Source organism: Deinococcus arcticus (assembly GCF_003028415.1).
Lineage (GTDB): Bacteria > Deinococcota > Deinococci > Deinococcales > Deinococcaceae > Deinococcus > Deinococcus arcticus.
Window position 1 is genome coordinate 1 of the sequence record NZ_PYSV01000008.1, and the last position, 26,704, is coordinate 26,704.

Sequence of the window (26,704 nt, forward strand, 5' to 3'; positions counted from 1 at the left end):
GACTGCCGACAGGTGGACGAACTGCTTCAGGCGGTGTTTGCCGCACTGGATGCCGTCACACCGAGTGATATTCACGGCTGGTTCAAACATGTTCATCCATCAGTGTCTTTATGACAAATGCTCTAAGTACGCCGCTGTTGATCTTGAGATCAACCGAGCAGCGCGAGGGGCGCGGCACGCCACCCGCCGCCCGCTGTTCCGCGTTGTCGGCGCCACAGATGGCAGGCCGTGTGGGGCGGGGTCAGCAGGGGTTCCCGGCCCGCCTGCGCCCATTGTCCGCCCTGATCGAGCGTCTGCAGCGGGGTCACACCGGACGTTGGGGGTCTGATACGGACTGCCGTCCATGTCCGTCACATCCGGGAAGAAGGGGGATGTTCCCCGCCTTCGGCGCTGTTCCAGCCCAATTCCCGGAAATCCGCATTTATTCTTGCGCCCTCCGGTCGAAAAAATTCCGTAATGTGTTACGGAATTTTTCGGAAGCCGTATGAAAGGTACGGCTGCACAGGCCCTCAGCGCTCCATGTCCCCCAGTTGAGTGCGCAGCCACTGTTGCAGGGCCGCCGGGTCCAGTGCAGGCGCGGTGTCCAGCGTTCCGTCGCCGCCCAGGGTGCGGGCCCGCTCGGCAGCCTGCCGGCGCTGCTGCATGTGCAGGTGTGGGGCCTGGGCCACCGCGCCCAGGAACGCCAGGGTGCCGGCGGGGTCCTGCCGGTACAGGTCGGGGGCGGTGAGCAGCAGCAGTTCGGTGAGGTTCCAGGGATTCTCGCGCAGGCGGGGCTGCTGCAGGGCCTGCCGGGCCGCGCGCCGGGCCTGGGGCGCGCGGCCCCGGGCGTAGGCCAGCCCCGTTTCCAGCAGCAGCACGTCCACCGGCGCGGTGTTGTCCTGCACCGCTGCAGTCACGCGCCTGACCTCGGCCAGCGCCTCCTGTACCGCGCGCCACTGCCCCAGCCGCAGGGCCAGCCGGGCGCCGCACAGCAGGCCCGCCAGCTGCTGGCGCACCTCGCCGCTGCGCGCCCCGGTCTGGGCCAGGGCCTGCGCCTCGGCCTGCAGGGCGGGCACATCGGCGCGGGTCATGTGGGTGCGCAGGGCCAGCAGCCGCTCGCGCAGGGGCCAGGCGTGGGCTTCTGGCAGGCCCGGCAGGCCCGCTTCCACCTCGGCCATCTGCTGGCCCAGTTCCTCCTCCTCGCCCAGAAAGGACAGCACCGTCAGCAGATTCATGCGGTAGAACCGCTCGCGCATGGAGTCGCCCAGCTGCCCGGCCAGGCGCAGGGCCTGGCGCAGCAGTTCGGCCGAGGCGCGCATCTGCCCCTGTTCACCGCGCACCGAGGCCAGGGTGTTGAGCACCTTCATGCGGCTGCCCGGGTCGGCCGCCAGGGGCCCTTGCAAGAACAGCCCGGCCAGCGTCTGGGCGTCCAGTAGCCGGCCGGCGCGGTAGGCCAGCCACATACAGCCCACCTGCAGCGCCGCCTGCACCGCGTCCGGGGACCGCAGTTCATCGGCGCATTCACTGAGGCCCAGCAGGGTTTCCATGCCCGAGGCGTGCATGCCCCGGCGGTCATAGTGGGCCAGCAGGTGCTCGGCCAGCGCCGGGGTGAGGGTACCGCCGCGCAGGGCCGTGTGCATGGCCAGGGTCAGGTTGCCGCGCTCGGGGTCGGTGGCCGGGTCTTCCGGGGCGCGCCCGGCAAAGCGCTGCAGGTAAAACGCGGCGTGGGCCTCGCGCGCCGCGTCCAGCAGCTCGGGGCAGGCCTGACCCTGTTCGCGCAGCAGGCCGTCCAGGGCCGGGTACAGCCGCAGCCGTTCACTCCCGGGCTGGTACGCCTCTAAAAAGGCGTGCTGCAGCAGGGCGTCCACCTCCTCGGTGCTCACCCCCAGCGCCGGGGCGTCGGCGGGGTCAACGTCGGCGCCCACGCTCAGGCGCAGGGCCGCTGCCTGCAGGGCCGGGCTCAGCATGGCCCAGGAGCGCGCCGCCGCCAGCTGCAGGCCGCGCCGCCCGTCACCGTCGCCGCCCTCGGTGCGCAGCGCGCCGGCGTCCTGCAGCACCCGGTCATGCACCGCCGGCAGGTCCTCCACCCGCAGCCACGACGCGGCCAGGGTCAGCGCCAGCGGGTGGCCCAGCAGGCGCCGGGTCAGGCTGGCGACCAGCCCGGCGTTTTGCGGGGTGAGGGCAAAGTCGCGCCGCACCCGGGTGGCCTCGCGCACAAACACCTGCACGGCGCTGCACACAGAGGTGTCCAGCCACGAGGCTTCGGGGGCCGGGCGTTCCAGGCCCCCCAGGGCCAGCAGCAGGTCGCCCTCCGGGGCGCGGCCCAGCCGGGAGCGGCGCCCGGTCAGTACCCAGCGCACCTGCGGCAGACCAGTCAGGTGGCCGCGCAGTTCTTCGGGGTCTTCCAGGCTGTCCAGGCCGTCCAGCAGCACCACGCTGCCACTGGTCAGCGCCGTCCCCAGCGCCAGCCAGTCGTCGGCGCGGCCGGGCGCCAACCCGGGCAGCGCCGCGCCCAGGCGCGCCGCCACCTCGCTGGCGCCTGCCACGCCCTCTGTGTCCACCAGATACACGGTGCGCCCCAGCACCGTCAGTTCGCGCAGCAGGGCGCGCGCCAGCGTGGATTTGCCGATGCCGCCGGGCCCGGTCACCACCGCCACGCCTCCACCGGGCGGCGCCGCCCAGGCCAGCAGGGTATCCAGTTCGGCCTCGCGCCCCAGCATGCGGGCGGGCGCCGGGGCGCGCCGGGCACTGGGCATTCCGTCGGTGGCGCGGCGGCCGGTCAATTCGCGCAGTTCGGTGCGCAGGGCCGCTTCCAGGGCGCTGGCGGGGGCGCTCAGGGCCAGCAGGCGGCGCAGGGTATCGGGCTCGGCGGGGGGGGCGCCGGGCAGGTCGTAGGCGCGCTGGGCCCAGTGGGCCGCCCGGCCGGGTTCGCTGCGTTCGGCCAGCAGCAGGGCCTCGCTCTGCACGTGGCGGGCCAGGCGCTGGCGCCAGTGTTCGGCCCACTCCTCGAATTCGGCCGAGACATCGCTCACGTTCAGGTCCGGCAAAAAGGCGCCGGTGTAGGCCTGGGCGGCGGCTTCGCCGCGCAGGGTCAGCAACTCGGCGGCGTCGCAGGGCAGGGCGGTGAACAGCCGTTCCTCGCCCCACAGCGCTTCGGGGCAGTATTCACGCAGGGCGTGCAGCGCCACCCGCAGGCTGACTTCAGGCTTGGCCGCGCGGGGCCACAGCAGCGCCGCGAGGTGGCGCCGGGTGGTGGGGCCTTCAAGGGCCACGATCACAGGCAGCAGCAGCGACTTGACCTTGCGAAACTCGCCCATCGAGAGGCCGCCCAGGGCCTGCAGCCGCAGCGCAGCGGCGGCTGGGCGGCCCTTGGCGTTCGGAGGAGCGGAGGTTCTGGACATGAAGAGCTGTGCCCATCGTAGCGTGCCGGGGGGGGCAGGGGGGGGATCAGGTCAGGTCGGCGTGGGCCTCGCCGCGGGTGGCACCCTGCAGCGCGGCCGTGAAAGCGGCGATGTCCCCGGGCAGCAGCTCCGCCAGCAGGGTCACGCCGCCCTCGCCATAGGTTTCCTCGCCGCGCGTGGCTCCGCAGCCTTCCAGCAGGTGGTACAGGCGGCCCAGGTGAGCAAACGGCACCGTAACGCGCAGGGTCTGGCGTGGCTGAACTGTGATCCTGGGGGCGGCGCGCAGGCAGGCGGCCGCCGCGCCGCTGTAGGCCCGCGCCAGTCCCCCGGTGCCCAGCTTCACGCCGCCGTAAAAGCGCACCACCACCACCATCACATGGTCCAGGCCCTGGCCGTCTATGACTTTCAGCAGCGGCGCGCCGGCCGTGCCACCGGGCTCGCCATCGTCGTGAAAGCGCTGCAGCGGGCCTATGCGGTAGGCCCAGCAGTGGTGGGTGGCGCCGGGATAACGTTCGCGCAGGGCCGCCAGCTGCGCCAGGGCCTGCGCGGGGGTCTCGGCCCGCTCGGCAAACGCCAGAAATTCGCTGTTCTCGACCAGCAGGTCCTCGCGCCAGGGGCCCGCCAGGGTGGTGTAGGGCGGGGGCACTCTGGCAGGGGCCTCTTCGCTCAGAGTAGCCCCCGCGCCTGCAGCGCCGCGCGGGCATGCCACAGGGTCAGGCTGCTGGCGCCGTCCTGAATGCCGCCGCGCTCCAGCAGCTCGTAAGCGTCCCGCAGCGGCAGCACCACGCGCTCAATGGTCTCGGTGGCCTCGTGCGCCGGGGCCCCCAGTGTCACGCCCAGGGCCACAAAGGGATAGAACACCACCCCACTGATGCTGGGCTGGGGGTAAAAGCCCGGCAGCGCCAGCCACTCGGCCGCTGCGCCGCCCACCTCTTCTTGCAGTTCACGCGCGGCGGCGGCGTGCAGGTCCTCGCCGCGCTCCACGCCGCCGGCCACCACCTCGGTCACGGTGGCGCGCAGGGGGTAGCGGTACTGTCGAATCAGCACCGCCTCGCCGCGCGCCGTGACCGGCAGCACGAAGACGGCGCGCGGGCCCCGGGGGCGGTACTGGTACAGGGTTTCCACGCCGCTGTCCAGGCGCACCCGGTCCTCAAAAACGGTGCGGAACCCCGTGACCAGCACCCGGGATTCCAGGGTCTGCCACGGCTGGGTCTCGTCCTCGGTCAGGGTCGCCCAGTTGGGGTGTTCAGGCATATGCGCAGGCTAGCAGGGGAGAGCACCGGGGCAGGGGCGGGCAGGCGGCGGGGCCTTCAGACCGGCGCCCCGCCGCCCCGGTTCAGTGCGCCCTCGGCCCACAGGTAGCGCGCGGCCAGGGTGCGGTAGGGCTGCCAGCCGGAGAGAACCTCGGCGGCGGGCGTGCCGGGGTAGAGCCGCGTCAGCCCCTGGCGCAGGGCAAGGTCGCCCATACTGAACACGTCCGGGCGCGCCAAGCCGAACATCAGAAACATCTCGCCGGTCCAGCGGCCTATGCCGGGCAGCGGCAGCAGGGCGGCAATCACCGCCTCGTCGGGCTGGGTGCCCAGGTGCGCGAAATCCACCGTGCCGGTGTGCGCTGCCTGGGCTATGGCCTGGACGGTGCGCACCTTGGCCCAGGAGAGCCCGGCGCTGCGCAGGGCCTCGGGGTTTGCGTCCAGCAGCGTGGTTGGGGTCACCTCGCCCAGCAGCGTTTCCAGGCGGGCGTAGATGGTGGCCGCGGCCTTGACACTCAGCTGCTGGCCCGTCACGTTGCGGATGAGGGTGGCAAAAGGGTTGGTCGTGGGGGCGAACACCGGCAACTCGCCCACCCGCGCGATCACGGCCGCCATCACCGGATCGCGCGACAGGTGGGCGGTGGCCCCGGCGTGGGTGGTCAGGGGCGCAAGGACAGGGGACAGAACAGGCATCGCCCCCATTTTCGGCGGGGCAGGCTCTGCCCACAGCCCTGCCCACCACAAAGCAGGGCCCCCGGCCGTGTGGAGCCGGGGGCGCGGGGGCAGGGCGGCGCTTACTGCGCGCTGATGCCGGTGTAGCTGTAAATCCAGTTGATAAAGCCGTTCACGCGGGTGTAGACCCCGTACCCACGGCACTCGGCCGGGCCGTAGGACACGGCGCCCAGCACATAGAACTTGTTGTTGTAGCGCGCGGCCAGCGGGCCACCGCTGTCACCGTTGCAGGAATCCTTGCCCTGGTAGTACTTGCCGCAGATGGTGTTGGCGGGGCGGCTGCCGCAGTCGCTGCCCGTGGGGGTGATGGGAATGCTGACTTCACGCAGGGCGCGCGGGCTGGAAGACCCGGTTTCGGTCTTGCCCCAGCCGCTGACGACGGCGAACTTGCCGTTCACGTCCAGCACGCTTTCGGTGGCGTTGTTGGGCAGGGCGGCGGGCTGCACGGTGCTGCCCAGGGTGAACGCCGACACCCGGACCAGGGCGATGTCGTTGGCGTTGGTGCTGCGGTTGTAGCTGGGGTGCATGACAATCTGCGCGGCGGTGCGCAGCTGCCCGGTGCTGGTGGTCAGGTCGTTGATGCCCGCGCGCACCCGCATCTGCGAGGCGCTGTAGCCGTCCACGCAGTGCGCGGCCGTCAGCACCCAGGTGGAGCTGATCAGGGTGCCGCCGCACCAGCCGCTCATGGAGTTGCTGGGCGTCACGCTGACCTGGTACGGCCGGTTGGTCACGTTGGTCACCACGCCATACACAATCTGGCTGCTCAGATCATCGGTAAATGCCTTTTCTGTTCCGGTGACCGTGACCGTCTCCTGGGGCAGCACCGCCGCGTCGGGGGTGGCCTGCGTGGAGCAGGCAGACAGGGCGAGCAGACCGACAGCCGACAGCAGAGCGTGCAGGGGTTTGAACATGACAGACCTCGGGAAGGGCGCAGGAGAGAGGCGGCAGGGGGGGCCCAAAGCAGCGGGAGGCGTCACGCAGACGCCTCCCGGCTGGACTTACTTCGTTTCAACCAGGGTGTAGGAACCCGAGCCGGAGTAGCCGTAGACCTCCCAGCGGTAGGTGCCGCTGCTGGCCGTGAAGGTGATGGCCTCGGTGCTGCTGGCGCCCTCGCTGGCCGCCACATCCACCCACGAGGAGCCGTTGTAGCGCTGCAGGTACAGGTCAAAGTCGGTGCCCGAGGGGCCGCTGAGGTTGCCCTTGAGGGTGCCGCCCGCGTAGGAGAAGCCAGCCGTGCCGGGCTGGTAGCTGAAGGTGCCCCGCGACACGCTGCCGGTGTAGGTGGTGGTGCCACCCGTGGGGGGCGGCGTGGTGCCGCCGGTGCCGGTGAACAGCAGGCGGTTGGGGCTGCCGGTGCCCGCGCCCGTCACCTTGCCCGTGGTGGCAGCATTGATCAAGGCACTGGTGGCGGCGCTGTTCGTGGTGTTGCCGCCAGCCACCAGCAGGGCCAGGGCGCCCGCCACGTGGGGGGAGGCCATGGAGGTGCCGGAGATGGTGTTGGTGGCGGAGGTGGAGCCGATCCAGGTGGAGGTGATGTTGCTGCCGGGGGCGAAGATATCCACGCAGGTGCCAAAGTTCGAGAAGGAGCTGCGGGCGTCCGTGTTCGTGGTGCTGCCCACGGTGATCGCGCTGGCGGCGCGGGCCGGCGAGACGTTACAGGCGTTCTGGTTCTCGTTGCCCGCGGCCACAGCCATGATCAGGTTCTTGCTGGCGGCGTTGTTCACGGCGTCGTCCACGGCCTGGCTGGCCCCGCCGCCCAGGCTCATGTTGCCCACGGCCGTCGCGCTGCCCTTGTTGGTGACGGCCCAGTTGACGCCGGCAATGACGCCGGAGTTGCTGCCGGAGCCCTGGCAGTTCAGCACTTTCACAGCCACCAGCGTGGCGGCCTTGGCCACGCCCCAGGTGCTGCCCCCCACGGTGCCGGCCACGTGCGTGCCGTGCCCCTGGCAGTCGGAGTTGTTGCCGTCGCCTGTGGTGTTCGTGCCCCAAACCGCGCGCCCACCAAAGTTGCTGTGCGCCGTGTTGATCCCCGTGTCAATGATGTACACCTTCACGCCGCTGGCGGTGGAGTTGTACACGTAGTTGCCGTCCAGCGGCAGGTTGCGCTGGTCAATGCGGTCCAGGCCCCAGGTGGCGCCGGTCTGGGTGGCGGTGGCGCGCATCACGCCGTCCTGCTCGATGTACTTCACGCGGGGATCGCTGCGCAGGGCCTGCAGGTTCTGCTCGCTCAGCTTGGCCGCAAAGCCGTTCAGGGCCGCGCCGTAAATGTGCTGAATGGTCACGCCCTGGGGGTCGAGGTTCAGGCTCTGAATCAGGCCGCTGGCGCTCTGGGCGCTCAGGTTGCTTGCGGCGCCTTCGCTGAAGACCACGATGTACTGCCCGGCAATCGCCTCGGGGTTGCTGGTGCCCAGGAGGGGGGCAAGCGTGCGGGTACGGGCCGTGTCACTGGCCTGGGGGGTGGCGGTCTGGCTGCCGCAGGCGGCCAGCAGCAGGGTCAGGGCAAGGGTACCAAGGGCAGAGGAAGCAAGACGTGCGTTCATGGGAAACCTCCTGGGCTGTTCCACGGCCTGAGCAGCGAAGCGACAACATCCACGAACCGCTGACACGGCCGGGCGCTTCTGTCAAGTAAATTTGGGAACTTTGCAAATCATACGCATCCCGCACTGCCATTGGATGAATGACAGAACTCTGACAGAGAATTGGTACACCCTGAGTTCAAAATGAAGGCTTCCGTCCCGCTGCAAGCGCAAAACGCTCTGTCCCGAATAAAGAGACGGGTGTTTTGTGCCTTCGAACAGATGAGTTGATCCTCATGTTTCTCACATACTCGCCTGTCTAGGAGCCTGCTCTCCGCAAGGTAGAGTGCCTTTTGAATTGGCAATTGAAACTTACGGCGGGAATGATCCTCAGAAACCGTGTCTTTTTCTCGGTTTAGGGTGAGGGAAAGGACAGGTGTCCTCACCCTGTATGAGCAGCCTTGCGGCGTGCAGAGGGGCTGGAGCTTGCCCTGTTGCTGTTCATTGCCGCTCTATAGGCCCGGTTGACACGGCTTCCGAATTCGGCCAATGCCTGAGGCTCCACCCGCGGCAGTCAGGGGGTGTGCGAGTTCAGGACTACCTGAAGACAGCCGAAAGCTTCAGGTCCAGAGAAGGTGCCAGCACCGCGTCCTGTGGCAGGCCACCCCGCCGGTTCTGCCTGTGGCGGCGCCCGAGTGCTGGTCTTTACAGATTCCAGCCGCCGGCCACTTCCAGTTCCTGGCCGGTGACGTAGTCGCTGGCCCGCACGAAATACAGCGCGGCGTCCACCACCTCCTGCACGGTGCCCACCCGGCCCGCCGGAATCTGAGCCACCGGCTGACTGACGCTCGTTTCGATCACGCCGGGGCTGACCACATTCACGCTGACCCCGCTGCCCGCGAGCACCTGCCCCAGCGAGCGCGATAGCTGCAGCACCCCCGCCTTGGCAATGGCGTAGGGCACGATGCCGGGGCGCGCCACCAGCTGCGCCGCGCCTGCATAGCCCAGGTTAACCATGCGGCCCCAGCCCCGGGCCCGCAGCAGCGGCGCCGCCGCCTGGCAGGTGGCGAAGGTGGCGGTGAGGTTGCTGCCCAGCATGTCGGCCCACTGCTCATCGGTCAGGTCCAGCAGCGGGCGGTGAATATAGTTGCCCACGTTGTTCACCAGCACGGCCAGCCCGCCGCTCCCGGCAAAGGCGCCGTGCGCCTGCTGCACCAGGGCGCGGGCCTGGGCCGGCACGGTCACGTCGGCCGGCAGGGTCAGGGCCTGCACGCCCCGGGCGCGGCACAGCGCCGCTGTTTCCTGGGCATCGGCGGCGCTGCGGTGGTAATGCACGGCGACATCAAAGCCCTCCCCGGCCAGCGCCACCGCCAGGGCCCGCCCAATGCCGCGCGCCGCGCCTGTCACCAGCGCCGTGCCGCGCGCGGGCCTCATGCCCGCGCCGCCTGGGCGGCCAGGGCCACCAGCGTGCGGGTCACGGTGTTCAGCGGATAGCTGGGGGCCTGTGCCAGCGGGACCCAGGCCCATTCGGCAATTTCCTCGTTCGGGGTGATGGCAGTGTCGTCGGTGGCCGCAAAGAAGTCCACCAGCAGCATGTGGGCCGGTTTGTGGAATTCCTCGCTCAGCACCGCTTCCTGGGTCTGGGCGTAACGCACGTTTTTCAGGTGCAGGCCCACCTCCTCGGCCAGTTCACGCCGCACGGCCGCTTCCAGGGTCTCGCCCCACTCCACCTTGCCGCCCGGCACACCCCACAGGCCACGCCACTTCGTGGTGCGCACCAGCAGCACCCGGTTCTCTGGGCCCCACACCAGCGCCCCCACGCACACCAGCGGTCTGTTCATGGCGGCCAGAGTACAGGGACGCCCGGGCGGCAGAGAGGATGAATGCCTATAGAGTCTTCAGAGCGTCCGGCGCCCGCGCGCCCGTCTACCGGCCCCGGCGGCGCATCACGCGGCGCTCCAGCCCGGTAATGAGCAGGTACACCAGCACTCCGTAGGCCACCAGCAGGGCAATGGCGGCAAACTGCCCGGCCTTGTTCTGGTACACGCCCGCCACCTGCACGGCCAGCCCCAGGCCCTTCTGATTGGGGTCCACAAATTCCCACACCACCGCGCCAATCAGGGCCAGACTGGCCGCCAGACGCAGGCCCCCCAGCAGCACCGGCAGAGCGCCGGGCAATTCCAGCCGGGTCAGGCGCTGCCAGCGCGTGGCGCGCAGGGAACTGAACAGTTCGTGGTAGGTGGCTTCCAGTTCGCGCACCCCCACCAGGGTGGCCACCAGAATGGGGTACAGCGCGCTGAGCGCCGAGACCACCAGCGCCGGCAAGAAGCCAAAGCCCAGCCACGACACCAGCAGCGGCGCCAGCACCACGATGGGCGTGCTTTGCGAGGCCACCAGAAAAGGGCTGAGAAAGCGTTCCAGCGCCCGCCACCGGGCCAGTGGGTAGCCGATCAGCACGCCGGCCAGGGCGCCCAGCAGCGTGCCCAGCAGCGCGGTGCGCACCGTGACCCAGAAGGCGCTGGCCAGGGCCGGGGCCGTCCTGACCGCTTCCTGCCACACCGCGCCGGGCGTGGGCAGCAAGAAGGGCTGGTCCAGTCGCGCCGCGCCCCAGGTCCACAGCGCCAGGGCCAGCGCCACCGCAGCCACCGGCAGCACCCAGGCGCGGCTGGGCGCGGGGCGGCTGCCCAGCCGCAGGCGGGTGCTGTCGCCGGTGCCCAGCACGGCGCGCAGGTGCGCTTCCAGACCGTCGGTGTAGGCGCTCACCCGGCCCTCGCCGCGCGTGTCCAGCAGTTCCACGATCTTACCGCCGCGCAGCACCGCCACCCGGTCGGCCAGCCACACCGCTTCCCGGATGGAATGGGTGACCAGCACCGTGGTGCGCCCGGTCTTTTCGTGCAGGTGGCGCAACTCGGCGTTGAAGCGCTCGCGCACCAGGGCGTCCAGGGCCGCAAAGGGTTCGTCCAGCAGCAGCACGTCGCCGCTCTGGGCCAGGGCGCGGGCCAGCGCCACGCGGGCGCGCATGCCGCCCGAGAGCTGCGCGGGAAAGTAGGGCCCATACGCCTCCATGCCCACCATCTTCAGCGCCTCGTCGGGGGCCAGGCCGCCGCCGGTGCCCAGGTCGGCAGGCAGGGCCACGTTGCGCAGCGCCGTGCGCCAGGGCAGCAGGCGGTAGTCCTGAAACACCAGGGCGGGCGGCGTGGCGATGTGAACCGTGCCCCCCCCTGGCCTCAGCAGTCCGGCGAGCACCCGCAGCAGCGTGCTTTTGCCCCCGCCGGACGGGCCAATCAGGGCCAGGAACTCGCCGCGCTGCACGTCCAGCGTCACGCCGTCCAGAATGACCTCGCCGCCCAGCCGCACGGTGATGTCCTGCACGGCCAGCGGGGGATGGGCCGGGGTCATACCCGGACCTCGGCCGGGGGGGTGGGGGCCGGCACGGGGCGGCCCCGCGTGTTCACCAGCACCACGCCCGCCACGGCGATGGCGCCCCCCAGCAGCGCCTGGGGCGTGGGCACCTCGCGCAGCCACAGCCACGCGATCAGCACCGCAAACACCGGCGAGACATACAGAAATGAGGTGGTGGTGGCTGCCCCCACGCGCGCCAGGGCGAAGGTCCAGGTGAGGTACGCCAGCGCCGCCGGAAACAGCCCGATGTACACCAGGGCGAGGTGGGCCGGGAGCGGCGCCTGGGCCAGCGCCGTGCCAAAGCCCGGCAGGAAGATCAGCATGGGCAACGTGCCCAGAATGAGCGACCAGACCGTGAAATGCAGCGGATTCATGCGCGTGAGCAGCGGTTTCTGAAACACGAAATACAGGCTGGTGAACAGGGCAGCGGCCAGAATCAGCAGCGCGCCCTGGGTGAACTGCAGGCTCTGGCCGCTGCCCAGCACGATCAGCGCCACGCCGCCCAGGCTGATCAGGGTGCCCAGCCAGCCCAGCGCATTCAGGTGTTCGCCGGCAAACCGGGTGGCCAGCAGGGCTGTCATCACCGGCCCCGCGGCAATCAGCAGACTGGCTGTGCCGGCGGGCACACTGACCTCGCCGTAGTTCAGGCAGATGTGGTACAGCGTGATGCCCGAGAAGCTGAGCAGCGCGATGCGGCCCAGGTCGCCCATGGGGGGCAGTGGAAGACGGGCGGCCACGGCGTACAGGCCCAGTGCGGCGCTGGCCACCAGAAAGCGGTACAGGGTGACGTGGCCCGGCGAGAACGCTTCGAGCCCCGCGCGAATGCCAGCAAAGGCCGAGGCCCAGAACACGATGGTCACCAGAATGGCCCCCAGCGAGAGGGCGTCCAGTCGGCCGGGCACAGGCGCGCGCATACGCCCGCCAGCATAGAGCGCCGGGGCGCGGCGTTCGGCCCGGGCCGCCAGAGGTCCGCCGGTCACCTCGCCGGCGCTGGTCCAGCGGCCCCAGGCCCCCACAGCCGCATAAGGAGACCCTGAGGGCCCGCACACCCGCTCCCGGCGCGCGCCGCTCAGGATGAGGCCCACAGGAGGGCCCTATGGACGAGCGCAAGCCCACACAGACCAGCACCCCCGAAACCATGGCCAACCACACCGGCAACGACCACAGTACCCACGGCGCCAACACCAATCTGGACCCCAGCCTGCAGGGCGGCCCGGCCACTGCCAGCGATCAGGCGGCCACGCAGGAGATCGAGGAGCGCCGCAGCGGCGACCCCTCGGCGGGCAGCGGGGATGAACTGGGCCCCACAACCACCTGAGCATCCCCCCAGGCCGCACCCTGGGGCCCGCCAGTCGCCCAGAGCCCTTAATCTTCGTTGGGGCTCGCTTCACGCGCTTGCCCCGGGCCAACTCATACACTGCCCGCACGGAGGGAATCATGACGAACAGCAGCAGCAACAGCACCAGCGAGAGCAGCACAGGAATGGCAGGGATGGACCAGGGCCGCATGATCAGTGGGGCCGCCGGCGGCGCCCTGCTGCTGATGGGCCTGCGCAAGCGCGGGCTTCTGGGCCTGGGGATGGCCGCTGTGGGCGGTTACCTCGCCTACCGCGCCGCCACCGGCAATGACCCCGTGATGGCGGCGGCGGGCCTGAGTGGCAGCGCGGCGGCCGCCAAGCCCATTTTCGTGGAGCACAGCGTGGTCATTGACCGCCCCGCCCAGCAGGTGTACGACTACTGGCGCAAGCTGGAAAACCTGCCCCACGTGATGAGCCACCTGGAAAGCGTGACCGAGCTGGACGAGAAGCGCAGCCGCTGGGTGGCCAAGGCGCCCCTGGGCACCCACGTGGAGTGGGAAGCCGAAATCGTGAATGATAAGCCGGGGCAGCGCATCGGCTGGCACTCGCTTCCTGGCGCCACCGTGGACAACGCCGGCAGCGTGCAGTTTGAAGAGCTGCCCGGCGGCGGCACCCGCGTGCACGTGGCCCTGTCCTACCGCCCGCCCGCCGGCCCCCTGGGCGCGGCCGTGGCCAAGCTGTTTGGCGAGGAGCCCAGCCAGCAGATCGCCGAGGACCTGCAGAAGTTCAAGGCGGCCTTTGAGGGTGGCAGCAAGAACTGACGGAGATGGTTGAGAGGTGATGGGTGATGGTCGGGGGTGCTCCGGCCATCAACTTTTTTGGGCCGGGAGGGCAGAAGAGAGAAGCAGGTTGATGGCTTTTGACCATCAACCTGCTTCCATCACCCATCACCTCACTTCTCGACCAGGTACGCCTGTTCAATCACGTCCGGGGTGCCGCCCATGCCCGGCTGGATGCGCGTGAGGCGGTCAAGCACGTCCAGGCCTTCCACCACTTTGCCGAAGACCGTGTGGCGGCCATCCAGGTGCGGCGTATCGGTAAAGGTGATGAAAAACTGGCTGCCGTTGGTGTTGGGCCCCCGGTTCGCCATGCTCAGGATGCCCTTGCCCCGGTGGCGGTGGCCGTTGGGCTCGTCTTCAAAGTCGTAGCCGGGGCCGCCCGCGCCGGTGCCGGTGGGGTCGCCTGCCTGCGCCATGAAGCCGTCAATCACGCGGTGAAACTTGATGCCGTCGTAATAGTGGTGGCGCAGCAGGTACGCGAACGAGTTGACCGTCACCGGGGCGTCGTCGGGGTACAGCTCCACCACGAGGCGGCCCTTGCTGGTCTCCAGCACCGCGCGGTACTGCTTGCCGGGCTCGATGCCCTGGCCCAGTTCGGGGGCCTGCGAAAAGCGCGTCTGGCGCTCGGCGGCCAGTTCGGGGGTGGGGGCAAAGCCGTCGGCCTGGTACAGGTCAGTCATGGGGGGCATTGTAAATGGTGCGCAGGGCGCGGGAGGCAGTGCGCGGGCAAAGCAGGTGTCGGGCGCCTGCCAGATGTGGACCGCCGTTCCTTAAAAAGGGTGCGCGGGGCGCCGGAGGCAGGGCGCGGCAAAAGACAGCTGTTCACCGCTGCCCGCGCTACCCTTACTCTCCCGTCCGGGCCCGCCGCTTCTGGTACGCCCCGGTCAGCAGCTCGGCAATGTACTCGCGGATAAAGGGCATGTCGCTGGCCTCGGCGGCGGCAATTTCCTCGTCGCGGTCGTAGGTCAGCCGGACGTAGGTGGCGCTGTGGGCCGGGCTATGGGGATCGAATTCCAGCACCAGATAGCAGGGCAGCGTGGAATCCAGGGGATTGCCCACGCTGCCGCAGTTGATCAGGGGCCGGCCCTCCACATCCAGCATCAGGGCCTCGTGCATGTCGGCGTACACCAGGGCGTCGGCGTGCTCTTTCAGGCCAAACTGCGCGTTGGGCGCAAAGGCTTCGAGCTGGTCGTGCAGGCTGCTGTGCGGATACAGGCGGTGAAACAGGCCCCGGCTGCTGGCATGCACAAAGCGCCACCACGCGCCGCCAAACTGCTCCTCAATGCCGTAAGGCAACTCGGAGAGGTAGGTCAGAGCGGCGGGGCTGAGCTTGCTGCGCGGCCACAGGTCCTGGGGGCGGTGGGTGGCGCCGGCCACCCGGGCGTCCCAGTTGCCCTGAATCACGCGCGTGGCGTGGGCCTGCGTCCAGTCCACCACCTCACGCGGGCGCGGGCCCTTGCCCACCAGATCGCCCAGCACCCAGATGTCGGTGAGGCCGCGCCGCTGAAGGTCTGCGTGAACTGCGAGCGTGGCCGCCAGATTGGCGTGCAGGTCCGCAAGGATGGCGAGGCGAATCATGCACCCGAGTCTAGCCCAGGCCCCGCCGGGCGCCCGGTCAGATTGTGCGGGGGATTCCTTTAGCCCAGTTCGTGGTACTGGCCCCGGAAATACACCAGGGGGTCGTCGTCGGTGTAGCGGCTGTAGGCCACGAAGCCCAGATACAGGGTATGGTCGCCCGCCGGGATGACCTCGTGTTTGCGGCACACCAGCTGCGCCACCGCGCCGCCAATCAGCGGCAGGCCCTCGTGCTCGAACCAGGGCACCAGCTCCTCGGGGCCCGGGCGCCCGGCAAAGTGGTCACTCAGGTGCCGCTGCGCGGCCGAAAGCACGCTCACCCCAAAGTGCGTGACCTCCGGGCGCGAGAGCAGGGCATGCATCTGGGCGCGGTTGTCCACGCTCACCAGAATCAGGGGCGGCTGCAGGCTGACCGACACAAAGGCGCTGGCGGTCATGCCCCGGCGCTCGGTGCCGTCGGCGGCGGTGATGATGGTCACGCCGCTGGCAAAGCGCCCCAGCGTCTGCCGGAATTCCAGGGGCGAGAGGCCATCGGTTGCGTGCTGCGGTTCACTCATGCGGCGAGTGTACCGGCTGGGGCTGGGCAGGCCGTTCCACTCTGCCAGACGCCCGGTCCGGACCGGCGCTCCCGTCTACGGCCGCGCGGGGGGCAGGGCCGGCACGGGAGCGGCGGGCACCGCCTTCAGGTCGCGCAGCAGCAGGTCCGGCAGGCGCACCACACCCTCGGCGGGCACGGTGTCGGTCCAGCGCTGGCCGCCCACCCGCACCTCGGTGGGCCCGGGGGGCAGCGCCGCAAAGCCGTAGTGGCCGCCCCCGTCGGTGTCGGCCTCGGCCACCAGGACGCCGCCCTGCCACGCCTGCACGCGCCGTCCGCCGGGCACCGCCACGCCCGTCACCCGGCCCAGCAGGCCCCGGGCGACCGGCGCCGCCTCGGTCCAGGGCTGAACACCGTTCAGGGCGCCGCCGGGCGCGCGCAGCAGCGTGCCCACGGCCCGCAGGCCCTGGGTGGCTGTCTGGCGCTCGCCGTACACGTCCAGGGTGGGCGTGCGGTAGGAATACCCCACCCAGCCCAGGCCCGCGTTCAGGGCGCGCGCCGCCTGCGCGGCGGTCACGGCGGGCGAATTCAGGTACATGGCCGTGCCCGAGGCCACCGCCACCGGAGTGCCATCTGTGCGGACCGCCACCCGGCGCGCAAAGGCGTTCCAGCCGTCAAACCAGCCTGTCTGCTGCGGCAGGGCGTCGCGTTTGTAGTTCATCAGCACGTTCAGGTCCAGCCACCCGGCGCGCATCCAGCCGGGCCAGTCCTGCAGCACGTCGGCGTAGGTGCGCGTCTTCTGAAAGGCGGCCAGGTCGGCGGGCGGCGTCTGGTACGTGATGGTGGCGGCACTCACCCACAGCCTGGGGCTGACGGCCTTGGTTTCCAGGGCAATGCGCCGTACCAGATTCGACACCTGCTGGCGTTTCCAGCCCTGCCACAGGGGATCGCCGGGCGCGGGCATGCCGGGGCGGCCGGTCTCGGCGCGGTAGCGGGCCAGGGTCTTGGGATCGTAGCCCCAGGCGCCGCCATCGGGGTAGCGGATGCGGTCCAGCTGCACGCCGTCCACCGGGTACTGGCGCACGAGACTCAGGGCGGCCTGGGCCATGAAGTCTGCCGCTTCGGGAATGGCGGGGTCCAGCCACGCGTCGCGGCCTTCCTGCCAGCTGCCGTCCGGGCGGCGTGAGAGCCACGAGGCGGCCCCGGCGGCCGGGCCATGCGCCCGGAACACATGCCCGGGGCGGGTGTTGGGTTTGGCGGTGTTGGCCGCGCCCGTGACGCTGATCCAGGCAATCACCTTCAGGCCCCGGGCGTGCGCCTGCGCCGTCACCGCTGCCAGAGGATCGAAGCCGGGCGCCAGCTCGGGGTCGGACACCGGGGGCACGCTGGCCTTCAGGCACAGGCAATCGGCGCGGCGAATGGCCTGCACAAACAGGGTGTTCATGCCCAGCTGCGCGGCGTCGTCCACCGTTTTTTTCACCTGGGCCGGGGTATGCAGCCCTGGCCCGAAGGCGTCCACCCACAGGCCGCGCAGCGCGGCGCCAGGGGGCGGGGCGGGCGGTGTGGCCGGGGTCTGCGCGCCCGCACCCACCCCCAGCACAAGAGACAGAAGGGCGGCGCGGCCAGAGAGAAAGAGAGCCATGATCGTGTCCGGCAGGCTAGAGCATTTGCCCCCCGGCTGCCCTTCATGGACCCTGCCGGCGCGCCTGGGCTGCGGCCAGAGGCCTGAGGCGTGACCCAGGCCATTCCACCGGCTGAGCCATGTGAAGTTCATGAAGAAAGGCTCAGGGGCAGGGGCGGCGGCCCAGCGCTGGGCGCGGTGTTAGCCTGCCCGTACGGCTGACACTTCAAGGAGGTTTGTTATGAAAAAGCAACTGCTTCTGGCGCTTGTGGGTTCGGTCGCTCTGGCTTCCTGCAACATGAACCGCGCCCCGGATGTCTCCGGGACCACCCGCAAGGCCACCTTCACCGCCCAGCTGAACACCACGACAGGCTCCGGCTACACAGCCGCTGCGGGCACGGTGGATTACGTGGACCTCACGGGGGGCGACCGCCGCACCGTGCTGACCATGACCGGCCTGAAGCCCGGCGTGAGCTACGTGGCCCACTACCACGCGCGCGGCGCGGCGGCCCCGGCGGGCACGGGCGACTGCGCCTCCAGCGGCCCCATCGTGGGCACCCCCTCCACCATCGGCATGGCCATGCCCGCCAGCCCCAACGGCACGCTGACCCTCAAGGGCCTGCAGGACACCAGCACGCTGAGCACCGCCGCGTACATCAACGTGCATGAGGCCAACGCACTGGCCGTGGTCCCCCTGTGCGCCGACATCTGAAGCTTGCTTGAAGTCTGGAGGCCCGCTGCATCTGAGCGGGCCTTTCGCTTGGGGTGACGGGGGCGGGGCGTCTCATCCTGGGCTGCGCCTATTCCTCGTCGCCTCCGTCCTCGGTGGCCGCCGCCGCAGGTGTGTTGCGGTTCTTGCCAATTTCGCGCACGCGGCCACTGAAGCGGGCCCGGATGTCCTCGTACATGGGATGCGCGCGGATGTCGCCGGGGCGCCCCGGGGGGGCGGCGGCCGTTGTGGGCACGGCGGCGGGGGCCGGCGCGGGCCGGGGCGGCGGGCGCGGCACACTGTATTCGGCAAACGGCGCGTCTTCCAGCGGGGGGCCTGTTTCGGTCACCGGGGCTCCGAAGGCGTCCCAGTCGGGTTCTTCGGTAATGGCCTCCACGATGTAAGGCTCGCGGGCGGTGGGGGGCGGCACCCGGTCGCCGCCCTGGGCATCGGCGGGGGGGCGGGGCGGCTGCGCGGCGTGGTCGTCCCACGGGATGTCGGCCACCGGCAGTGGGGCCGGGGCCACGTCGTCGGGGCTGGCGGGCGGCACCCGCCGTTCGGCGGGAGCCCGTGCGGGCAGGGGCCGCTCAGGCAGCGGCGGGGGCAGGGTCGCCACGCCCGCCGGCCGGGGCGACGTGCTGGCGGGCTGCGGCGTGGCCCGGGGCGCACTCGCCGCGGGCGCGTTCTGTTCCAGCGGCTCAACCTCCGGGCCACGGGCGGCGCGGCGCGGCGGCGTCCCCCGGCCCGGCTCGAAGGGCGCAATCTCGGGCGCCGCCGGGGCAGGTGGGGACTGGGCGGGCGGCCGGTTCACCGGGGCGCTGGCAGCGGGGCTGTGGGGGGCAGGGCTGGGGGGGGCAGGGCTGGGGGGGGCGGGGGGCGCCGCGCCCCCGTCAGGGTTTCCCCCCAGCTTCACCCGCCGTCCGCCTTCGGGCGCCACGAGTTCAAAGGTGACCGGGCCAAACACCCGCAGCACCAGCGCGCCCACCTCGTCAAACTTGCCGGCCAACTGCTTGGCATGAAACTTGTTCTTTTCATCGTAACTCAGGCTCACGTAGCCGGCTTCGGCGTGCATGCGGGCCGGTTTCAGGTACGCCTTGAGCTGCATGCTGGCCTGGCGCAGCACGTCGGCCCAGTTGCCCTGCGGGGCGGGGAGTGGCACGCCCGCCTCTTCGGCCGCCGCCTGCACGGCGGCGCGCACCGGGGCCGGACCAGCCGGGGCTGCCGCCCGGGGTGGGGGCTCGGCCAGCGGGGCGCCGGACCGCCCCCCCGCGGCTTTCAGGCTGGCCAGTTCCTTTTCCAGTCGGTTGAGGCGCTGGGTCAGCTCGGCGGGCACGGCGGCGCCCCCGGCATTGCCCAGGCCAGCGCCCTGGCTCCCATCGGCGGCCAGCAGGGCGTGGGTCAGGGCCAGTTCCAGGCTCTGGCCATCGGCGGCGCGGGCAAAGCGGGCTTCCTGCTCGTCCAGGGCCGCTTGCAGGCGCAGCAACCGGGGCACGTCGGCACCCTCCAGGCGTTCGCCGCCCAGGCCCAGTTCGGCGTGCAGCGCGGCGCCCAGGGCCGAGACCAGTCCCTCCACGACGGTGCGGGCCGCAAAGCCGTCGCGGTACAGGGCCCCGGCACCCTGCAGAGCCGCGCCCGCATCGCCGCTCACCAGGGCCGCCGCCACGGCGCGCACCCGCTCGCCGGGGGGCAGGCCCAGCGCCTCTTCCACGCCCGTGCGGGTAATGGCGTTGCCGGCCGCCAGCATGCGCTCCAGCAGGCTCTCACCGTCGCGCATGGCGCCGTCGGCCAGGCGGCCAATGAGGGCCAGAGCGGCGGGCTCGGCGCTCACGCCCTCGCGCGCTGCCAGTCCGGTCAGCTTGCCGGCAATCTCCTCGGGGGTCAGGCGGCGAAAGCGGTAGTGCTGGCAGCGCGAGAGGATGGTGGGAATGATCTTTTCCGGCTCTGTGGTCGCCAGGATGAAAATCACGTGGCCGGGCGGCTCTTCCAGGGTCTTGAGCAGCGCGTTAAAGGCCGCGCGGCTCATCATGTGCGCCTCGTCCAGAATGTAGATTTTCTTGCCGCCGCGCATGGCCGCCAGCCCCACCTTCTCGCGCAGGTCACGCACATCGTCCACCGAGTTGTTGGAGGCGGCGTCAATTTCCAGCACGTCGGGGTGCGAGCCCGCGCGCACGGCCAGGCAGCTGTCGCACTCGCCGCAGGGCTTGGGCAGCGGCCCTGTGCAGTTGGCGGTCATGGCAATCAGGCGCGCGGTGGTGGTTTTGCCCACGCCGCGCGGGCCGCTGAACAGGTAGGCGTGCCCCACCCGCCCCTGCGAGAGGGCGGCGCGCAGCACGTCCTTGACGTGTTCCTGCCCCACCACGTCTTCCCAGCGCACTGGCCGGGCCCGCTGGTAGATGGCGCTCATGGGTGCCTCTTCGGGGCGGGGCGTGGGGTGTGGGGAGTAGGGAGTGGGAAAGACAGGAAGCCAGGACTGCACGCACTTAACTGCTGATGTTCAACCACTCGCCGCTTCACTGCCCCAGTGTAGAGGGCCGGGGGAAGGGGGCGCAGTAAGGCAGGTTGGGTTGGAGGGGGGAGGGGAGCGTGGGGATGGAAAAAGAGCGGTGCTCTCGCCGCTGCGTCATGGCTGTCCCCTGAGCGCCGCCGCACACTGGGCTGGTCCTGTCAGCTCCGGGCGGTACTCGAAATGCATGGTGTCGTGGTGGTACCAGCGCCCGCCCCAGATCCAGCCGTGGCGCTCGAACACCTGCACCAGCGCCAGGGGAAAGGCGTTGCGGTAGGGAATGCCGCGCTGCCCTTCGCGGTAGCCGCCCCAGGCCCAGTACGCCGAGCGCGCCACGTTCAGGTCAATAGCGGCGCCGTAAGCATGCACGCTCAGGCGCGGCGTGCCGGCAATCGTGCGCCAGTTGAAGGTGCCCGCGCTGGGGGTAACAAACGGCCGGACCTGCGGCAACCGGGCCAGTTCGGCCGCCACAGCGGCGAGGCTCTGCGCCGCGCCGTTCACCTGCGTCACCCGCAGCCGCTGCCCGAACCAGTCCACATTCGTCAGCTGGCGTTCCACCTCGGCCGCCGAGGCGCCGTACATCTTGCGGAAGAACGGTTCAAAGCGCACGCGCCCGGGGTCCACGTTCCAGGCCGGGGGCCGCAGCGGGGCACAAGCAGGGTAGGGAGTGGCCAGCTGGTCCAGCAGGCCCGGTGCATTCAGCCGGTCCACATAGGTTGCGGCGCGGCTGTGGCTCAGGGGCATGCGGGTGCCGTCCCGCCAGACCAGCGTGTTGCCTTCCACCCGGCTGAGAAACGCGGGGTAAGCCCGGATCAGGGCCGCGACCTGCGCCCGTTCCGGCGCCGTCAGGGCGGCGCCCGGGGTGCCCAGCAGCAGGGCCAGTGGGGCCAGCAGGCGGAGGAGAGCCGTCACGGCGCCGCGCGGCGGCCGGGCCTACCGGCCACAGGTGGACGAGGGCAACTCGGCCAGGGTGACGTAATCGGCCGCCGCCCCCCGGTACACCGACACCCTCACCACGGGCGTGGCGTTCAGAATGCGGTTCTTCAGGCTGGCAGGCACCGTGGCGCGGGCCACCATGCTGCTCAGGGCGGCGCGGTTGGCCTTGCTGGAGAAGTACCGCTCGGCGCCGTCACAGGCGTCCATCTTCATGCCGTGGTAGTTGGCGCGGTCCTGCTGAATGATGGCCGCCACGCTCTGCAGCCGGATGCCGCTGGAATTGAAGTGGTCATCTGTGGACAGGAACGCCACGTAGGAAAACAGCAGCTTGGCCTGGGGCGCGGGCGGCTGAGCAGGCAGCTGAAGGCGCTGCCCCTGACTGACGCTGCCCAGGAGCAGGGCAAACAGAGCGAATCGCAGTGCATGTGGCTTCATAGGTCCTCCGGTAAATATGGCCTGCTGTGCCCAGACACTGTGGCAGAACAGACCGCCTCTGAACAATGGAAGCGGATCTCTGCTGAATGTACGACAGGTCACCAGCCACAGGGTGGCCCTGCCCCGTCCCCAGGCACCCGCCCCAGGCCCTTTTCCATCAACCATCACCCTTTAACCATCCACTCTTACGCCCTTCGCAGCGGCAGGTAGCGCGGCTGCCACGCCCGGTCCCGGATCACGGCCTCCAGTTCTTCCGGGGTCATGTTGCGGATGCGGCGCTCGGCGCATACCCCGTCGCGGATGGCCTGCAGGGCCACGTTCACGGCCACGCGGATGCTCAGTTCGCGCAGGTCGGCAATGGGCGGGTACACGCGCTCGCCGTAGCGCTCGGTGAATTCAGCCAGGGTGCGCGCGGCTTCCATCACCATGTTGTCGGTGATCTCGCGGGCGCGGCTGGCCACCGCCCCGAAGCCCAGCCCCGGAAAGATAAAGGCGTTGTTGCCCTGGCCCACGGGAAAGCGCCGGCCCTCGTACTCCACATCGGGAAACGGACTGCCCGACGCGATGATGGCGCCGCCCCGGGTCCAGTGAATCAGGTCGGCGGGGCGGGCTTCCACATGGCTGCTGGGGTTGCTCAGCGGAAACACGATGGGCCGGGACGTGTGCGCCAGCATGGCCTGGATGCTCTCTTGCTTGAACAGGCCCGGCACGCCGGTAAAGCCCAGCAGGGCGGTGGCCCGGGCATTCACGATCACGTCGTGCATGGAGGGGTACTCGCCCTCAAAGCGCCAGTGCGCCACCTCGTCGCGGCTGCGCACAAAGCCCAGCTGCTGGGGTTCCAGGTCCGGCTGGCCGTGCATCAGCAGGCCGTGGCGGTCCACCACGTACACGCGCGCCCCCGCTGCCTCGGGACTCAGGCCCTGCCCCTGCAGCCCCTGGCGGATGGCCATGGCCACGCCAATGCCCGCCGCGCCCGCGCCCACCACCACGAACACCTGATCCGAGAGGCGCTCGCCCTTGATGCGCGCCGCGCCCAGCAGCCCGGCCAGCGCCATGGCCCCGGTGCCCTGAATATCGTCGTTGAAGGACGGAATGACCCGGCGGTAGCGCTCCAGCACCCGGAAGGCGGTGCCCCGGCTGAAGTCCTCCCACTGAATGATCGCCTTGGGGTAGCGCTGCGACACGGCTTCCACGAACGCGTCCAGAAACTCGTCGTAGGCGGCCCCCGTCAGGCGCGGGTGGTGCACGCCCAGGTACAGGGGGTCGTCAATCAGGTCCTGGCGGTTGGTGCCCACGTCCAGCTCCACGGGCAGCGTCTTGTCGGGGCCCACGCCGCCCGCCGCCGTGTACAGCGAGAGCTTGCCAATGCTGATCGCCATGCCACCAAAGCCCTGGTCGCCAATCCCCAGAATGGCGCTGGAATCGGTCGCCACGATCATGCGCACGTCGTTCACCGTCACGTTTTCCAGCATGTCCTCCACGTGGTCAATGTCCTCGGTGCTGACCGTGAAACCGCGCGGGTAGCGGTAATTGCTGGAATAAGTGCGCACCGCCTCGCCCACGGTGGGCGTGTAGATAATGGGCAGCATCTCTTCGAGGTGATCTTCCAGAATCGCGTAGAACAGCACCTCGTTGCGGTCCTGCAGCGCGCGCAGGTACTCGTGCTTTTCCAGGTCGGTGCCGCATTTGAGGTAGCGCAGGTAGGTGCGTTCCTTCTGCTCTTCAAAGGTGCTGGTGTGGGGCGGAATCAGCCCCTCCAGCTCCAGCGCCCGGCGTTCCTGGCGGGTAAAGGCCGTGGTCTTGTTCAGCAGCGGATTTTGCAGCAGGGCCAGCCCCGTGACCTGAACCTCGATGTAACGCTGGCCGTCTGGGTCGCGTTTGACGTCGTAATACCGGGAAACAGGCGGGGACTTCGGCATGGCCTTCCAGCATAGCGGGGCCCGGCTGAACTGGGTTCAGGGGCGGCCGTGAACAGAAGGCACAGGGAGAAGGCACAGAGCCAGGCTGGGGCGCCGCGCCTCTGTTCATGGCGTGAACGAAAACACGGCCGGGCGACCTGGGTTCACCAGAGCTGAAGCGCCAGCGACCGGGTGGAGGCATGCAGGTACAGCCCGGGCTCTGCCCCGGCCCCCGGGATGAATGGGTCATCGGCTCGCCCCTGATCTCTGCCAGCTGGGCCCGGGGCCTGAAGCGGACCGTCGGTGGTACAGGACCCCCCCCATCCCGGTCATATCCTTGCCACTCCACGCGGTCCCAGAGACTTCGCCGCTGTGCTCGAACGGGCGCGGGCCAGGGGCTGTGGTGGGCTGTTCAATCGCCACGCCATCACACCAGAGCCCCCGCAGTTCGGCAAAAAGCGACCGGGCCAGGCCAGCAGTGACCCCATCTTCAAGCATTCTTCGTCCAGCACGGTGGGATGCTGCCCTGGCCATCACCCATCAACTCTCACCCATCACCGCCCCTGATGCGCTGCCCAGCGGGCCCGCAGCCCTTCAAAGCCCTCGTCAATGCGGCTTTGCGGCAGCACGGCCTGGGTGCTGCTGCCCCGGCCAATCTCGTCGCCCAGTTCGTTCACGGCCACCATGGAGGCGTAGATGCGCCGCCCCTCCTGCCGCTCGAAGGTGGCGCTCACCGTGACCGTCATGCCGGGCAGCGCCGAGGCAGTGTGGTTCACCTCCACCTGAAGCCCAATGCCGCCCTCACCGTCTTCCAGAAACGGCAGGATGATCTTGCGCCCGGCCTCTTCAAAGTGCTTGGCCATCCAGTAGGTGGCGTACACCGGATGCACGCGGCCCAGTTCGCCAAAGTCCACGGTCATGTCGTCGGTCACGGTCACGGTGAGGGTCTGGGTAAAGCCGGCGGGAATGGCGCGCATGTGCGTAGGCTAACAACTGGGCGCGTGCATGGGCAGAGCCTTAACCTGCTGTCACGGACAGCGGCAGGCGCGCCCGTACACTGCCCGGCATGAGGCTCAAGCCTGCCGACCTGTTCACCCTGCTGCGCGAGGCATTCCTGGCGTTCGGGCAGGACAAGGCCCCCCGGCTGGCGGCGGCCATTGCCTACTACGCCATGTTCAGCCTGGCGCCGCTGCTGCTGGTGGCGGTGATCGTGGCCAGCCGCTTTCTGACCAACGAGGGCTTTTTAGATCAGCTGTTCGGGGCCAGCGGCGTGGTCACGCAGAATCTGGGGGCCGACGCCGCCGCCTTCCTGAAGGGCCTGATCAAGCCCGAAAGCCTGGAAAAAAGCAGCGTGGTGGCCTCGGTGGTGGCGGGCGTGACCCTGTTCATGGGGGCCACCGGGCTGTTCGTGCAGCTTCAGGACGCCCTGAACAGCATGTGGGGCGCCGATCCGGCCCCGCCGCAGGGGGTCTTGCATGTCCTGTGGACCCGGGTGAAGTCTTTCCTGATGATTCTGGCCATCGGGCTGATTCTGATTGTCTTTCTGGGCCTGAACACCTACCTCTCGGCCATGGCCCAGCGGCTGGGCGACACCATCGGGGCGGGCGCGTTGTTCGTGCGCCTGGGCACGGTGCTGCTGTCCACGCTGTTTCTCACGCCCATCTTTGCGGGCATTTACAAGGTGCTGCCGGACGTGAAACTGGAATGGCGCGAGGTCTGGGTGGGGGGCTTTTTCACGGCGGCGCTGTTCACGCTGGGGCAACTGGGCATTGGCCTGTACCTGGGGCAGGCAGCGCCGGGCAGCGTGTTCGCCGGGGCGGCCTCGCTGGTGCTGCTGCTGCTGTGGATCTATTACTCGGCCATGATCTTCTTCTTTGGCGCGGAAGTGACCTGGGTCTATTCCCAGAAGTTCGGCACCCATGCGGGCGGCGCGGGCAACACTGCCAAGAAAGAAGCCCTGGCCGCCCAGGGCGTGGACATTCACCCCGGCGAGAGCGAGCAGGAGCGTGCGGCCAAGGCGGCGGCCGACGGCCCGGTGCGCGACGCCCGGGGCCGGGTGCTGGGCGTGAAGGTGCCCGCGCTGCCCCGCGTGCTGCCGCAGGTGCCCCGGCGCGAGGAAGGTCGGGTCCTGCCCACGGTACGCGCGGCCCTGGGCCACGCCCTGCTGGCCCTGCTGGCCATTCCGGCGGTGATCGTGCTGCGGGTGCTGGGCCTGACCGGCGGGCGGCGGCGCTGAGGGCAGGGCCTGGGCGCTCTCCCCCTCCCATTCCGGCCCTGTGCCCCCCAATCTGCTATCACAGGGCGCATGAAGCGCCCCCTGTTGCTGCTGGGTCTGCTGCTGGCGGGCTCGGCCGGAGCGGCGAACCTGACCGTGTTCGCTGCTGCCTCGCTCACCGACGCCCTGACCGAACTGGGCCGGGCCTTCGATGCCCGCACCGGGCACAGAACCACCTTTCAGTTCGCCGGCTCACAGGTGCTGCGCACCCAGCTGGAACAGGGCGCCCGGGCCGACGTGTACGCCAGCGCCAACAGCGCGCAGTTTGACCCGCTGGTGCGGAGCGGGCTGCTGAATCCAGGAACGTTCTTCGTGGGCAACCGGCTGGCCATTATTGCCCCCAGAACCGGGCGCGCCGTGACCACCCTGGCCGATCTGGCGCGGCCCGGCGTGAAACTGGTCCTGGCCGACCGCGCCGTGCCCGCCGGCGACTACACGCGCCGGATGCTGGGGGCCGTGGACCGGGCAGGCACATACGGCAAGGACTTTTCGGGCCGGGTGCTGAAGAATGTGGTGAGCGAGGAACCCAACGTGCGGCAGGTGGCCCTGAAGGTGGCCCTGGGTGAGGCGGATGCCGCCGTGGTGTACCAGAGTGACGTGACGCCGGCCCTGAAGGCGAAGGTGCGCCTCATCGCCCTGCCCACCCGCTTTAACCAGACCGCCCGCTATCCCATTGGTGTGGTCCGGAACAGCGCCAGCCCCGAGGCCGCGCAGGCGTTTGTGGCTTACGTGCGCTCGGCCCCGGGGCAGAAGATTCTGCGGAGCTGGGGTTTTCTGCCTGTGCCGGGCGCCACCCCGTAA

General features: G+C 70.0%; 24 protein-coding genes. 5 read left to right on the plus strand and 19 right to left on the minus strand.

Annotation, left to right across the window (positions count from 1 at the left end; translation table 11 throughout):
- Positions 1 to 509: 509 nt before the first annotated feature.
- From C8263_RS09370 to C8263_RS09415, 10 genes are all read right to left on the minus strand, one after another.
- A complete protein-coding gene (locus tag C8263_RS09370; RefSeq protein WP_146160643.1) occupies positions 510 to 3,380 on the minus strand; it encodes a hypothetical protein in 2,871 nt (956 codons plus the stop codon).
- A 46-nt stretch (positions 3,381 to 3,426) separates the two neighbouring features.
- Positions 3,427 to 4,026: an IMPACT family protein gene (locus tag C8263_RS09375; RefSeq protein WP_233218747.1), complete on the minus strand. Its 600-nt coding sequence runs from the start codon at positions 4,024 to 4,026 to the stop codon at positions 3,427 to 3,429.
- A 20-nt stretch (positions 4,027 to 4,046) separates the two neighbouring features.
- Complete coding sequence (locus C8263_RS09380) at positions 4,047 to 4,634, minus strand: NUDIX domain-containing protein (RefSeq protein ID WP_107137866.1); 588 nt, start codon at positions 4,632 to 4,634, stop codon at positions 4,047 to 4,049.
- 56 nt (positions 4,635 to 4,690) lie between these two features.
- Positions 4,691 to 5,323 carry a DNA-3-methyladenine glycosylase family protein gene (locus C8263_RS09385; protein ID WP_107137867.1) on the minus strand — a complete coding sequence of 211 codons (633 nt, stop codon included), beginning with the start codon at positions 5,321 to 5,323 and terminating at the stop codon, positions 4,691 to 4,693.
- Positions 5,324 to 5,424: 101 nt separating this feature from the next.
- Entirely contained in the window at positions 5,425 to 6,273 is an 849-nt protein-coding gene (locus tag C8263_RS09390) for a serine protease (protein ID WP_107137868.1), read from the minus strand.
- Positions 6,274 to 6,360: 87 nt separating this feature from the next.
- Complete coding sequence (locus tag C8263_RS09395; RefSeq protein WP_107137869.1) at positions 6,361 to 7,902, minus strand: S8 family peptidase; 1,542 nt, start codon at positions 7,900 to 7,902, stop codon at positions 6,361 to 6,363.
- A 681-nt stretch (positions 7,903 to 8,583) separates the two neighbouring features.
- Positions 8,584 to 9,312 (minus strand): bifunctional dihydropteridine reductase/dihydrofolate reductase TmpR, encoded by a 729-nt coding sequence (gene tmpR / locus C8263_RS09400; RefSeq protein WP_107137870.1) that lies wholly within the window; start codon positions 9,310 to 9,312, stop codon positions 8,584 to 8,586.
- On the minus strand, positions 9,309 to 9,719 hold the full coding sequence (locus tag C8263_RS09405; protein WP_107137871.1) for an NUDIX domain-containing protein: 411 nt from the start codon (positions 9,717 to 9,719) through the stop codon (positions 9,309 to 9,311). The genes tmpR and C8263_RS09405 overlap by 4 nt, the downstream gene beginning before the upstream one ends.
- Before the next feature lie 85 nt (positions 9,720 to 9,804).
- Positions 9,805 to 11,277, minus strand: coding sequence for an ABC transporter permease subunit (locus C8263_RS09410; protein ID WP_107137872.1), 1,473 nt, complete (start codon positions 11,275 to 11,277; stop codon positions 9,805 to 9,807).
- Entirely contained in the window at positions 11,274 to 12,194 is a 921-nt protein-coding gene (locus C8263_RS09415; RefSeq protein WP_107138014.1) for a DMT family transporter, read from the minus strand. The genes C8263_RS09410 and C8263_RS09415 overlap by 4 nt, the downstream gene beginning before the upstream one ends.
- Positions 12,195 to 12,376: 182 nt before the next feature.
- On the opposite strand from C8263_RS09415, the gene C8263_RS09420 reads away from it, so the two are divergent.
- Together C8263_RS09420 and C8263_RS09425 are read left to right on the plus strand one after the other, a co-directional pair.
- On the plus strand, positions 12,377 to 12,598 hold the full coding sequence (locus C8263_RS09420) for a hypothetical protein (protein WP_107137873.1): 222 nt from the start codon (positions 12,377 to 12,379) through the stop codon (positions 12,596 to 12,598).
- Positions 12,599 to 12,717: 119 nt separating this feature from the next.
- A complete protein-coding gene (locus C8263_RS09425; RefSeq protein WP_233218750.1) occupies positions 12,718 to 13,398 on the plus strand; it encodes an SRPBCC family protein in 681 nt (226 codons plus the stop codon).
- Between the two features lie 131 nt (positions 13,399 to 13,529).
- Here C8263_RS09425 and C8263_RS09430 read toward each other — a convergent pair whose 3' ends face one another.
- The 4 genes from C8263_RS09430 to C8263_RS09445 all read right to left on the minus strand — a co-directional run bounded on the left by C8263_RS09430 (position 13,530) and on the right by C8263_RS09445 (position 17,168).
- A complete protein-coding gene (locus C8263_RS09430) occupies positions 13,530 to 14,096 on the minus strand; it encodes a peptidylprolyl isomerase (RefSeq protein WP_199188364.1) in 567 nt (188 codons plus the stop codon).
- Positions 14,097 to 14,259: 163 nt separating this feature from the next.
- Positions 14,260 to 14,994 carry a metallophosphoesterase family protein gene (locus C8263_RS09435; protein WP_107137875.1) on the minus strand — a complete coding sequence of 245 codons (735 nt, stop codon included), beginning with the start codon at positions 14,992 to 14,994 and terminating at the stop codon, positions 14,260 to 14,262.
- Between the two features lie 59 nt (positions 14,995 to 15,053).
- Positions 15,054 to 15,548 carry a flavin reductase family protein gene (locus C8263_RS09440; RefSeq protein WP_107137876.1) on the minus strand — a complete coding sequence of 165 codons (495 nt, stop codon included), beginning with the start codon at positions 15,546 to 15,548 and terminating at the stop codon, positions 15,054 to 15,056.
- Between the two features lie 75 nt (positions 15,549 to 15,623).
- Positions 15,624 to 17,168, minus strand: a complete 1,545-nt coding sequence (locus tag C8263_RS09445) for a glycoside hydrolase family 10-like protein (RefSeq protein WP_107137877.1) — start codon at positions 17,166 to 17,168, stop codon at positions 15,624 to 15,626.
- A gap of 220 nt (positions 17,169 to 17,388) precedes the next feature.
- On the opposite strand from C8263_RS09445, the gene C8263_RS09450 reads away from it, so the two are divergent.
- Positions 17,389 to 17,859: a hypothetical protein gene (locus tag C8263_RS09450; protein WP_107137878.1), complete on the plus strand. Its 471-nt coding sequence runs from the start codon at positions 17,389 to 17,391 to the stop codon at positions 17,857 to 17,859.
- An 88-nt stretch (positions 17,860 to 17,947) separates the two neighbouring features.
- Here the strand turns inward: C8263_RS09450 and dnaX are convergent, their stop codons facing one another.
- The 5 genes from dnaX to C8263_RS09475 form a co-directional block, all read right to left on the minus strand.
- A complete protein-coding gene (gene dnaX / locus C8263_RS09455) occupies positions 17,948 to 20,260 on the minus strand; it encodes a DNA polymerase III subunit gamma/tau (RefSeq protein ID WP_107137879.1) in 2,313 nt (770 codons plus the stop codon).
- 216 nt (positions 20,261 to 20,476) lie between these two features.
- Complete coding sequence (locus C8263_RS09460; protein WP_199188365.1) at positions 20,477 to 21,271, minus strand: M15 family metallopeptidase; 795 nt, start codon at positions 21,269 to 21,271, stop codon at positions 20,477 to 20,479.
- 21 nt (positions 21,272 to 21,292) lie between these two features.
- Positions 21,293 to 21,730: a hypothetical protein gene (locus C8263_RS09465; protein WP_107137880.1), complete on the minus strand. Its 438-nt coding sequence runs from the start codon at positions 21,728 to 21,730 to the stop codon at positions 21,293 to 21,295.
- A 185-nt stretch (positions 21,731 to 21,915) separates the two neighbouring features.
- On the minus strand, positions 21,916 to 23,649 hold the full coding sequence (locus C8263_RS09470) for an NAD-dependent malic enzyme (RefSeq protein WP_107137881.1): 1,734 nt from the start codon (positions 23,647 to 23,649) through the stop codon (positions 21,916 to 21,918).
- A gap of 533 nt (positions 23,650 to 24,182) precedes the next feature.
- Positions 24,183 to 24,605 (minus strand): thioesterase family protein, encoded by a 423-nt coding sequence (locus tag C8263_RS09475; protein WP_107137882.1) that lies wholly within the window; start codon positions 24,603 to 24,605, stop codon positions 24,183 to 24,185.
- 89 nt (positions 24,606 to 24,694) lie between these two features.
- Between C8263_RS09475 and C8263_RS09480 the strand changes: the two genes are divergently transcribed.
- Positions 24,695 to 25,864: a YihY/virulence factor BrkB family protein gene (locus tag C8263_RS09480; protein ID WP_107137883.1), complete on the plus strand. Its 1,170-nt coding sequence runs from the start codon at positions 24,695 to 24,697 to the stop codon at positions 25,862 to 25,864.
- Positions 25,865 to 25,933: 69 nt separating this feature from the next.
- Positions 25,934 to 26,704, plus strand: coding sequence for a molybdate ABC transporter substrate-binding protein (gene modA, locus C8263_RS09485; protein ID WP_107137884.1), 771 nt, complete (start codon positions 25,934 to 25,936; stop codon positions 26,702 to 26,704).